At 54.6% G+C, this 12,207-nt stretch carries 6 protein-coding genes; 3 read left to right on the forward strand and 3 right to left on the reverse strand.

Annotation, left to right across the window (positions count from 1 at the left end):
- Positions 1 to 5: 5 nt before the first annotated feature.
- Both Q8W32_RS01615 and Q8W32_RS01620 read right to left on the reverse strand, forming a co-directional pair.
- The gene (locus tag Q8W32_RS01615) at positions 6 to 674 is read right to left on the reverse strand and encodes an HAD family hydrolase (protein ID WP_303431466.1); all 669 of its coding nucleotides are present in this window, start codon (positions 672 to 674) and stop codon (positions 6 to 8) included.
- Entirely contained in the window at positions 664 to 1,632 is a 969-nt protein-coding gene (locus Q8W32_RS01620) for an RluA family pseudouridine synthase (protein ID WP_303431465.1), read from the reverse strand. Before Q8W32_RS01620 ends, Q8W32_RS01615 begins: the two co-directional genes overlap by 11 nt.
- A gap of 759 nt (positions 1,633 to 2,391) precedes the next feature.
- Here Q8W32_RS01620 and rne point away from each other — a divergent pair.
- The 3 genes from rne to Q8W32_RS01635 all read left to right on the forward strand — a co-directional run bounded on the left by rne (position 2,392) and on the right by Q8W32_RS01635 (position 10,797).
- Positions 2,392 to 5,994, forward strand: coding sequence for a ribonuclease E (gene rne / locus Q8W32_RS01625; protein WP_305413387.1), 3,603 nt, complete (start codon positions 2,392 to 2,394; stop codon positions 5,992 to 5,994).
- A 272-nt stretch (positions 5,995 to 6,266) separates the two neighbouring features.
- Positions 6,267 to 7,313 (forward strand): HD domain-containing phosphohydrolase, encoded by a 1,047-nt coding sequence (locus tag Q8W32_RS01630; protein WP_303431463.1) that lies wholly within the window; start codon positions 6,267 to 6,269, stop codon positions 7,311 to 7,313.
- Entirely contained in the window at positions 7,294 to 10,797 is a 3,504-nt protein-coding gene (locus tag Q8W32_RS01635) for a transporter substrate-binding domain-containing protein (RefSeq protein ID WP_305413389.1), read from the forward strand. The genes Q8W32_RS01630 and Q8W32_RS01635 overlap by 20 nt, the downstream gene beginning before the upstream one ends.
- Positions 10,798 to 10,928: 131 nt before the next feature.
- Here Q8W32_RS01635 and prpF read toward each other — a convergent pair whose 3' ends face one another.
- Entirely contained in the window at positions 10,929 to 12,107 is a 1,179-nt protein-coding gene (gene prpF / locus Q8W32_RS01640; RefSeq protein ID WP_303431461.1) for a 2-methylaconitate cis-trans isomerase PrpF, read from the reverse strand.
- Positions 12,108 to 12,207: the final 100 nt, after the last annotated feature.

The following is a 12,207-nucleotide window of genomic DNA, read 5'->3' on the forward strand; positions in this document are numbered from 1 at the left end:
CAACTTTATTTACCAGCCGTTGATAAATGCCGGGCAAGCCAGGCATCAAGCCCGGCGATGTTATGACACATCACCAAGGGCCGACAAGCAGACAAGGCCACTTCATCGTGAGCACCGTGACTCATGGCCACACATGCCATTCCGGCAGCATTGGCCATATCAAGATCATAGGTGGTATCTCCCACCATTAACGCCCTCGATGCTGGAATTCTCAATTGCGCCAGAATTTCCTGCAGCATCAGCGGATCGGGCTTGGAGCAGGTTTCATCGGCGCAACGGGTGGCAGCAAACCGGTGCCGCAACGTCAGATCATCCAGAATACGATCCAGCCCCCGCCGACTTTTACCTGTCGCAACGGCCAACAATATGCCTTGCTCCTGCAAGCGTGCCAACATCGTTTCTGCCCCGGCAAACAACCCCATCGCCACCGGACTGTCTGAGACAAAATGACGGGCGTAACACTCTTTCATCGCCGCCATGTTCTGCTCATCAATAGCTGGCCATAGTGTTGTAATGGCTTCAGGCAATCCCAGGCCAATAATATTCTGCACCTGGGCATCCGTGACCGGAGGCAAGCCGATAATCCGTCCTGCCCGCTGCATACTGTCCACAATCCGCCCCGTGGAATCAGCCAGCGTACCATCCCAATCAAAAACAATGAGGTCATAGCTCATAACCACAGCCTTCCTTTATAAGTAGTCGCTCAAAATCTGCATTCGGAGGTGCGGTCAGCGACAACGCCTCTCCGGTTAATGGATGGCGAAACTCCAGTCGCAAGGCATGTAAAAACAACCGCCGGACCCCATGCTGCTGATCGATCGCCACTTGTGCACGATCCCGATATTTTTCATCCCCGGCAATGGCAAACCCCTGAAACTGGCAATGAACCCGAATCTGATGGGTTCGACCGGTGACAGGTTCCGCTTCCAGCAAGGAATAATGCGGGCCGCTCGACAACAACCGGTAGCGGGTATGCGAGGCCTTGCCTTCGGCATCCACCAACATAATGCGCTCACCGGACTGGCGCTCGGATTTTTTTAGCGGTGCCTTCACCTCAGTAACAGACAAAGGCCAATGACCGTGCACCAGAGCCAGATAACGCTTCCGGATACCGACTTTGTTCACCAGCATTTTCTGCAACGCTACCAGCGCCGATCGTTTGCGCGCAATCATGATAATACCGGACGTATCCCGATCGAGCCGGTGCACCAGCTCCAGAAAGCTGTGATCCGGATACAACTGCCGCATGGCTTCAATCAGCCCCAGATTGACGCCACTGCCGCCATGCACCGCCAAACCATGCGGCTTGTTAATGGCAATCAGGGCATCGTCTTCATAAACAATGGCTTTTTTCAGCCCCGCCAGCAGATCTGCCGAAGCATGACCAACCGCCTGTTCCTGGGGCAAACGCACCGGAGGAATACGTACAACATCACCCGCGGCCACACGAGAGTCGGCCTTTACTCTTCCCTTGTTAACCCGGACCTCGCCCTTGCGGATAATGCGATACACCAGCGCTCGCGGTACCTTTCCCAGCACCGCCATCAAAAAATTATCGACACGCTGGCCATCGTTATCCGTCGTCACTTCCAGCAACGACACCTTGGTGGTATCTATTTCAAACTTTGCCATATATTCAGGGTAACCACCGGCGTGATTGCTGCAACAAGCGCCGGATTTAAAGAGAATTGAGTGTCACATTACCGCGACAGAGAATCTAATACTTTGCTGACTTCATACTTTGTTGCTATATTCCAGCGGCATTCGGGTCTTACACAAACATTTTGACCGATGCAAGTATCGCCAACATCGAAAGCGGCGAGTATAGAAGAAGAAGAGTCAGCAACAAAACTCTTCGCAAGATTTAACACGGCAGGCTTGCCAGTATAACAGGTCGTATAAACGAGCGTCGGACTTGACGGGTCAGTGAGATAGCTGCAGGCAACTTGCCCCAGCCCCGGCCAGCAGAGTCCCCGGACACACAAAACGTCCGCCAAACCTCGCCCTGTACGATCAACCATATTGGCGCCGCCCGGTGAGATAAACCACGCAGCGACCTGCGGGCGATCTCGCATTATCAAATTATGGACGGTGTTGCCGATACCAGACCACAAACCGGTCCGGGCAACACTCTGATGCAAGCCACCTCCCGCAGCGCTAATACCCCTGCCGCAGCGTGGCCAACTGCCCAGAGTGACAACAGACAGCAACCTGACGTGTCGGAGCCTCAACGAAGGCCCCTATGCTTACACACTGAGACAGACCGGGCAGTCATTGCGCGGTGCTGGCAGGATAAAGCAAAGCACCCATAAAAATTTTGGTATTGGCCAGTCATATCAACGACTGGAATTGCCATCAGAGTACGTTGCCCTACTGAGCAATTTGTACTGCATGAAAAGAATGCTGATTAACGCGACTCAACCTGAAGAGTTGCGCGTAGCCCTGGTAGACGGCCAAAAACTCTACGATCTGGACATTGAATCCGGTGCTCGCGAACAGAAAAAATCCAACATCTACAAAGGCCGGATCACTCGAATAGAGCCCAGCCTTGAAGCAGCATTTGTGGATTTTGGTGCCGAGCGACACGGCTTTTTGCCGTTAAAGGAAATCTCCAAAGAATACTTTGCCCGCGATCCCGGCCCTGGCCGTATCAACATCAAGGACGTCCTGCGCGAAGGCCAGGAAATCATCGTCCAGGTCGATAAAGAAGAACGCGGCAACAAAGGTGCAGCCTTGACGACCCAGGTCAGCCTGGCAGGTCGTTATCTGGTATTGATGCCCAACAATCCTCGTGCCGGTGGTATTTCCCGCCGTATCGAAGGGGATGAGCGTACCGAACTGCGTGAAGCCATGAAAGACGTCACGGTTCCCGACAAAATGGGCGTGATCGTCCGTACTGCCGGTATTGGCCGCAGCGGTCAGGAACTGCAATGGGATCTCGACTACCTGGTGCAACTGTGGGATGCCATTCAACGCGCCTACAACGAAGTCAAAGCCCCTTCCCTGCTGCTGCAAGAAAGCAACGTGATCATTCGTGCGATTCGCGACTACCTGCGTCAAGACGTAGGCGAAGTGCTGATCGACACCGATGCCGCCTATGCCGAAGCCCTTGGTTTTGTGCAGCAAGTCATGCCGCACTATCAGAACAAGTTCAAGCGCTACGACGACAGCGTGCCGCTGTTTAACCGTTACCAGATCGAAACCCAGATCGAAAGCGCCTTCCAGCGTGAAGTCAAGCTGCCTGCCGGTGGCTCGATTGTTATCGACCCGACCGAAGCACTGGTATCGATCGATATCAACTCCTCACGCGCCACCAAAGGCAGCGATATTGAAGACACAGCCTTCAATACCAACCTCGAAGCTGCCGATGAAATTGCGCGCCAGCTGCGTCTGCGTGACATGGGTGGCCTGGTTGTTATCGACTTTATCGACATGCTCTCCAACAAGCATCAGCGTGAAGTCGAAACACGCCTGAAAAAAGCCCTCGAAATGGATCGCGCCCGCGTTCAGGTTGGCCGTATTTCCCGCTTTGGATTGATGGAAATGTCTCGTCAGCGCCTACGCCCGTCACTGGAAGAAACCAGTGGCCACGTTTGCCCACGCTGTAACGGCACCGGTGTTATCCGTGACATCCAGTCCACTGGCCTGTCCATTCTGCGCCTGATTGAAGAAGAAGCCGCCAAGGAAAACACTGGCCAGGTACGTGCCATTGTGCCGGTATCGGTCGCCAGCTTCTTGCTGAACGAAAAACGCAAACTGATTGACGCCATCGAAAGCCGTCACGGTAACCGTGTTGTCGTTTTGCCAAATCCGAACATGGACACGCCGCATTTTGAAGTCCTGCGCCTGCGTCCAGATGACACCCTGGTAGGAGAGGTTTCCTACGAGCACCGCTTTGATGAAGTCGAACCGGAATACGGCATCGACACCAATCTCAAAGAAACAGCCAAAACCCAACAGGCAGCCGTTAAAGGTGTGGTTCACGCCAAGCCAGTAACCACCACCGCTGTACCAGAACCAGCTGCAGCAGCTCCAGCCGCCACCCCGGTTGCTGCCGCGCCGGCCGCCAATAACAACCCGGGCATGATAGAGAAAGTGGCGTCTTTCCTGTCTGGCCTGTTTGGTGGCGATTCCGGCAACAGTAGCACTACCAGCAGCCCGGCGGCCAAAACAGCAGCACCGGCAGCCACGCCATCCACACCAGCAGCGGCCAATAGCAATCGCAGCAGTAGCAGCACCAATCGCCGCCGTTCAGAGTCCTCCCGTAGCGAAGAACGCTCCGGTAATGGTGGCCGTCGTCGTCGCAACAACGCTGGTAATACCGACAGCAACGACAGCCAAACGGATAACGACAAGCCGCGTAACAACCGCAACGAAGAGCGAGCCAGTCGCCCACGTCGCGAAGAACGCCAGTCCGGCAACCCGGACAACGATTCATCCAACCGGGAAAACAACCGCAGCCGTAGCCGTAACCGTCGTCGCGAACGTCCGGAAGACAGCAGCAACACCGCGGTTACCGACAAAAACATTGAAAAAACATCCGAGCAGGTAACGGACAAGGCCACCAAAGAGGCCACCAGCACCCCGCAGGAAACGACCGACAACAACACAACCAACAGCTCGGCAACAGAGACCTCGTCGAACAATCGTCGTCGTCCACGTCGTGACCGCAGTCGTGGCAGCAGTGAGTTCCGTCGTGAAGCGCCAAAACCAGGTGCAGAAGAAGGAGAAAAGCAGTCCATCGCACCTGCGAGCCGTAATGCCAGCTCCTCAACCACGGCAACCGACAGCAGCAATGAGTCCGGCAGTGAAGAAAAATCACCACGCCGTTCACGTCGTCGTCGTCGCAGCCGTAATGAAGATCGCCAAACTGAAGCAGCAGCAGAAACGACAACAACAGAAACCACAACAGCAGTAGAAACGGCAAGCGCTGACACGGTAGCGACCGAAACCACGGCACCAGAAGCTGAAACTGAAACCAAGGTTGCAGAAAGCACAGCGACCGAGAGTAACGTTGCAGCCACTGCGGCTACCGACGACAAGACCGCTACTGCTGTCGATACCAGCGCTGATGCAACAGACACTGCGGTTACCACGCCGTCTGAAACCACGGACACCCCGGCCACTGACGCAGCAGCTGAACCCGCTCCGCAAGCGGAAGCAGCCCCGACGCCAGAAAAAGCAGAGACGACCGAAGAAACCCGTCCCCGCCGTCGCCGTCGTAGCCGTAATCGCTCAAACCGCGACAACACATCCGAATCTGCAGCAACAGAGCAGCCGGATAACAACGCGAAAACCGAAACATCAACCCCGGAACCGGCTCCGGCAACAGCCAGCGCCCCGGCACCGGTTGACACTGCTGAGCAACCAGAGCCAGTCAAAACAGAAGCCAAAGAAGCCGTCACCGAGACCGTGACCGCCGAAGTGACGGAAGCCAAAACTGCTCCAGCAACCGAGACAACCGCCACGCCAGAAGCGACGGTCGCAGTGGAAACACCGCCAGCGGCAGACACCACGAAGGAACAGACAGCGCCTCGCCGCCGTCGTAACCGTCGCCAAAACTACCGTGCGCCGAATGATCCTCGCAACCAGGGTGACGTTAAAACCGAGTCAGAAACAGCAGCCAAACCGCTGGATACGACAGAGACTTCAGCCACCACGCCTGCAGAGGAACCAGTACTTGCCGCTGAACCAGTCGCTGCCGCTGAGGTTGTTGAGGCTAAAGAAGCTGAAGTAAAAACAGAAGCTGAAGTGAAAACAGAAGCCGAAGTAAAAACAGAAGCTGAAGTGAAAACAGAAGCTGAAGTAAAAACAGAAGCTGAAGTGAAAACAGAAGCCGAAGTGACAGTCGATGATCCTGCGCCAGCCAAACCTGTCGCAGAAACCACGACCGAAACCAACGACACAGCAGCTGACAGCAAGGTTGCAGTCACACCGGCGGAAACAACCGCCACTGACGACACCGCAACCACCAAAGATCCGAAATCCTCCTGATTTCTGGACAATAGACGAAAACAGGCGGACTCCCCAAAGTCCGCTGGCTTTCTACTCAAAAGGCCTGCCATCGTGCAGGCCTTTTGAATTTCACCATCAATCGATACTCCCTCTCCAGCCAAGCCGGTGCAACCACACGAATTCGGACACAACTGCGCCAATCTTGCCGATATGTCCAATAGCAACCAAGATTTCGACCAATAACATTCTCTCCTGCCCCGCTACGTGCTAGTTTTAAACGATGTTCAGATAAGGACGAGGTAGAGGAACCTGTGGATCAGCCTTCACGTATCCTGGTTGTCGATGACGTCGCCAACAACATTCAGGTCGCCATGAATATCCTGCGTGAAGACAACTACGAACTGTCTTACGCCATGTCGGGTAACGATGCCCTCGCTTTATTGCGAACCCAGTCTTTTGACCTGATTTTACTCGATGTCATGATGCCCGATCTGGATGGCTTTGATGTCTGCACACGCATCCGCAAAGACCTCAAGCATCGGGACATCCCCATTATCTTTCTCACCGCACGGGCGGATGTCGATTCAGTGGTCAAGGGCTTCGAGCTTGGAGGGGTCGACTACATCATCAAACCCTTTCATGCCGCCGAATTGCTCGCCCGGGTGCGCACTCATCTGGAGCTGCATACTGCCAAAGCGCTGCTGCAAAAGCACAATATCAGCCTGCGTCAAAAAGTAGAGCTGACCGAAAAACGCCTACTCTCCGAGCTGGAGCAAACCCAGCTGGAAATGATCCATATCCTCACCGAGCTGATGGAGTTCACTTCCGATGAAACCGGCCGCCATATCAAACGTGTGGCCGAATACTCGCAACTGCTGGCACAGCTGCACAACAGCCTGACCGAAGAAGATGCCGTCATTATCTTCCACGCTTCCCCGATGCACGATATCGGCAAGGTCTTTGTGCCTGAAGCGATTCTTCACAAGCCCGGAAAACTGACGGCAGAGGAATACGACACCATGAAAACCCACACCACCTGTGCCCATAATTTCCTCAAGAACTCGCCCCGTCGTATTCTCAAGGCTGCGGATACCATCGCCTGGCAACATCATGAACGCTGGGATGGCAGCGGCTACCCGCTGGGCCTCAAAGGCCATGATATTCATATCTATGGCCGCATTGTGGCTCTGGCCGACGTCTTCGACGCCCTGTCCCACCAGCGCATCTACAAACCGGCCTGGACCATGGCAGACACCACCGCCTACATTATCAATAACAGCGGCACCCATTTTGACCCTTATCTGGTCGAGCTGTTTCGGGACAACCTGGATCAATTCATTGCGCTTGCAGAAGTGTAGCCACTGGCAACAAGCCAGCTGGCTCAGGAACGGCAGAACCCTGCTCCTGCTGTTGACGCTATTACTGTCCTCAACGGTCGTGGCCGGATTCGAACTCACTCCGGAAGAACAAGCCTGGATCGATGCCCACCCCACCGTCACGGTGGCGGTCGAGCGTAACTGGGCCCCTTTTGACTTTGTAGACTACAACGGCAATCCAGATGGCATTTCCCAACGCCTGATCAGCAATATTCTGGCCTCAGTCGGCATCCAGCCCGATTATCGTATCGATGACTGGTCCAGCTTGCTGCGTGATGCCCGTTCCGGCGAGATTCTGATCTTGCCTTCCCTGGTCCACACCCCTGCGCGGCAAGAATATTTGCACTTCACCAAGCCTTACCTGCGTTTAAGTGAGTATTTTTTTGGTCACAGCGATCTGGTGGGCGCCAGCAAAGAGATGCTGATGAAACAGCGTCTGGTCATGCCTGCCGACTTCGCTCTGGATGAAAGCATCCGGGCTCTTTACCCCGACCTCACCATTCTCACCGTATCCAATCTGGATGAAGCCATCCGCATGATACTGGAAGGCCAGGCCGACTTGCTGATCGATATCTACGCGGTAATGCATTACAAACTCAGCCGTCAGGGCATCATCAATATCAAGCCACTGGTGCCTTATGATGCCGTGAACCTGCATATGGCCGTGCCTCGTTCACAGCCAATCCTGCAAGGTATTATCGACAAGGCGTTGCTGGAAATATCCGCTGCAGATATCAGTGCCCTGTCACAAACCTGGTTGCCTGACCACCCAAGCAGCAATCATCAGCTATTATTGTCGCGCCATGAAATCGAATGGCTACAGCAGCACCCGCAAGTCACTGTTGATGCCCACTTCCTGCCTCCTCTGGTGATCACCGAAGGAGAACAAATCGGTGGCATCGCGGGTGAATATTTCAGCCGGGTCGGCAAGGCTCTGGATATTCGCTTTGCGCCCAATCCCTCCGACCATCATGCCGATATCATTATCTGCGATCTCAACGATTCTGCACTCAATGACGACTATCGAGCGGTCGCAACGCTACTGGAAACTCCGGTCGTTATTCTGATGACCGAGGACGCGGCGTTTATCGATGACGAACAGCAGCTCAGCCGCTTGCGAGTAGGAATACTGGCATCTGCCAGTTTTGACCAACTGTTGGGCAAGCGGATTCCCGGTTTATTGCTGACCCATATCGACTCCCCTACCCAGCTGCTGGACATGCTCGAAGCCGGGCAACTCGACGCCGTGACCATGCCTCTGATACAAGCCAATCACCTGCTGCGGCTGGAGAACTTCCGTCATCTCAAAGTGGTGGGTAAAACCAGCGTGACAATTCAACCCGCCATTATGGTAAACCGCCAGTCACCGGAGTTGATGTCGGCTATCTTGGCCACCGGAATCAAACTCAGTGATGCCGACCGGCTGTCCGTTCTCAACCAATGGTCAAATATCCAGTTTGCCGAACGCATCAACTATCAGCTGGTTGCCAGTGTTGTTGCCGTTTTCATCCTCTACATCATTATCAGCATTTACTGGAACCGCCGCCTGAGCAAGGAAGTCGAGCAGCGCAAACAGACCGAGCAGGCCTTGCAAACCGAACGTGACAACTTCAAAACCCTGTTCAAGGAAGCCACCGAAGGCAATCTGATCTTTCAGTTTGGCCAGTGTATCGCCCACAACCACGCCACCGAACGACTGCTGGGTTATCGCAACGGCCGCAATATCGACGGCATGACACTCGCCAATGCCACGCCATTAACCCAGCCCGATGGCCGCGAGTCTGAAGAGGTGATCACCCGGGCCTTTGCGACCTGTCTCAACAATGGCACCTTTCACCTGGAACTGATGATTCGCCGTCAGGATGGTACCCAACGCTGGCTTGATATTTCCCTGACGCGCATTCACTACGAAGGCCAGCCAGCCATTTATGCCGTACTGAAAGATATTTCAGAGCAGAAACGGCTCACCGCTGAACTGGCCCGCGCCCGCGACAAGGCCGAAGTCGCCAACCGCGCCAAGTCGGAATTTCTCGCCAATATGAGCCATGAAATCCGCACCCCCATGAACGCAATTATCGGCTTTACCGAGCTGTTGAGTGAGCAGCTCGACCAGCCTCGCCTGCGCTCTTATGTCGACACCGTACACAAAGCCAGCAGCTCATTACTGCAACTGATCAATGACATTCTGGATCTGTCGAAAATCGAATCCGGCAAGATGGCGATAACCAAGGCGCCCACCAATGTGAATGTTCTGATTGATGAAATCGCCCAGTTTTTCTCTCTCGCAGTCACCACCAAGGGACTGAATCTGGTCGTCAACACCGATACCCGATTACCGCTTTTTTTATTACTCGACGATGTCCGCCTGCGACAAATCCTGATCAATCTGGTGGGTAATGCCGTCAAGTTCACCCATCAGGGTGCCATCACACTCACCTCACGCACCTTGCACATCGACGATCACCTCAGCAAGGTCGACCTTGAAATCACCATCAGTGATACCGGCATAGGCATTGAGCAGGACCAGATTCAGGCCATTTTCACCGAGTTTGAACAACTCGACAGCCGCCACGCCGGTGGCACCGGGCTGGGGCTGGCCATATCCCAACGCCTGATTGAACGTATGGGAGGGAGCATCTCCGTCACCAGCAGCCCCGGCCAGGGATCAACATTTACCCTCAAACTGGTTGGTATCGACATCGCATCAGTTGAAACCGCTGACCGGACGGAGCCGGGACAAAACCTTGGTCGCCTCCGGATCGATGATTTTGAACCCTGCAGCATTCTGGTGGTTGATGACATCGACAATAACCGCGAACTGATTGCCCGTATTTTTGAGCACTCACAGATCCAGATTCTCACCGCAGCCAACGGCCAGGAAGCCCTCGATGCCGTCGCCTTGTCACCGCCGGATCTGGTGTTGATGGATATCCGCATGCCGGTAATGGACGGCTATGAAGCCACCCGAATCCTGCACAAGCGTTACCCGGGCCTGCCGGTGGTTGCACTGACAGCATCAGTATTACAAGGGGGAGAATCTGCACCGGATTTGCAACGCTTTGACGACCATTTGCAAAAACCGGTCTTGCAGCGTGAACTGATCAAGACGCTGAAGCAGTTCCTCGCCACCAGAGACGAAAACAACCGCCCGGACACACCGGCAACAGCCAATACCACCACCGATACCACACCCTTACCCTTGTCGAACCCTCCCGACAGCAGCGTACTGGTGAGCATCAAGGACCAATTGATGCCGCTTTACGAGCAGGCCCGTCATACCCACAACCTGAAAGACATCGGCCAGTTTGCCCAGGCATTGCAGCAGTTATCGACCGCAGAAGGCATCACCTCACTGACTGAAATTGCCAGCAACCTGCTCGCCGCCATCGATACCTTCGACATTGTGTTGATCGAAAACCTGATGAGCAAATATCAAAGCCTGCTGGCCAGTACCGACCAGCCATAAAAATGCCCCCGGCCTGGCTAAGACCGAGGGCAAAAAACTGCGTTCCGCGAGGAGCATCGTGAACGCAGGTCACAGGGACTCCTGCTGTCTTCAGCTACAAACCCGGCAGGCTTTAATGGCCTGCCCGGCAGCTAAAACGTATCCCCGGGGATACGGACAAAACCTTCCATCAATACGCGAGCGGAACGACTCATCACGGCCTTTTGGGCACGCCATTCACCATCCACCAGCTCTGCCGCAGCACCGACTCGCAAGGTACCGGACGGGTGCCCAAAAATAACCGCGTCACGCTCGACACCACCGGCTGCCAGATTCACCAGCGTGCCGGGCACTGCCGCCGCAGTAGCAATGGCCACCGATGCCGTTCCCATCATGGCATGGTGCAATTTACCCATCGACAAGGCACGGACACAGACATCAATGGCGTCGGCCTCAATCTGCTTGCCACTGGACGAGACATACGCTGTCGCAGGGGCCACAAATGCAATTTTGGGAGTGTGCTGGCGAGCGGCTGCTTCTGAGATATCGTTAATCAATCCCATTTTGACCGCACCCCAGGCCCGCATGGTTTCAAAACGTGCCAGTGCTTCAGCATCGCTGTTGATGTCTTTTTGCAACTCGGTACCGGTGTAACCAATATCCGCAGCATTGACAAAAATAGTCGGAATACCGGCATTGATCATGGTTGCCTTGAAGGTTCCGATACCCGGTACTTCCAGGTCGTCGACCAGGTTGCCGGTTGGGAACATCGAGCCTTCGCCATCGGCCGGATCCATGAATTCCACTTCGACTTCTGCCGCCGGGAAGGTCACTCCATCCAGCTCAAAGTCACCGGTTTCCTGTACTTCTCCCGCCGTGATGGGCACATGGGCAATAATGGTTTTACTGATGTTTTTCTGCCAGATACGTACCGTACAGACGCCGTTTTCCGGAATCCGCCCGGCATCCACAAAACCGGACATAATGGCAAAGGCACCCACCGCTGCCGTCAGGTTGCCACAGTTACCCGACCAGTCGACAAATGCTTTATTGATGGCTACCTGACCAAACAAATAATCCACATCATGGTCTGGCTGGGTGCTTTTATCCACGATAACGGTTTTCGAGGTGCTGGAAGTAGCGCCCCCCATACCATCGATCTGCTGACCGTAAGGATCCGGGCTACCAATCACACGCTGCAGAATCTTGTCACGGGCTTCACCCGGCTCCTGAGCGGCAGGCGGTAAATCCTGGCGGCGAAAAAACACACCTTTTGATGTCCCACCACGAATATAGGTCGCCGGAATTTTAATTTGAGGAACGTGGGCCATATGGTCTCCTTGATGAGCCGGTACCGGGAAACAGGCACCGGCCATGTCTATAAATCGGTTCTGGACAAAACGAACCGCTGGCGGCCTCTTGTTTTCAGGG

Source organism: Oceanobacter sp. 3_MG-2023 (genome assembly GCF_030688925.1).
In the GTDB taxonomy this organism is placed as follows: domain Bacteria; phylum Pseudomonadota; class Gammaproteobacteria; order Pseudomonadales; family Oceanobacteraceae; genus Oceanobacter.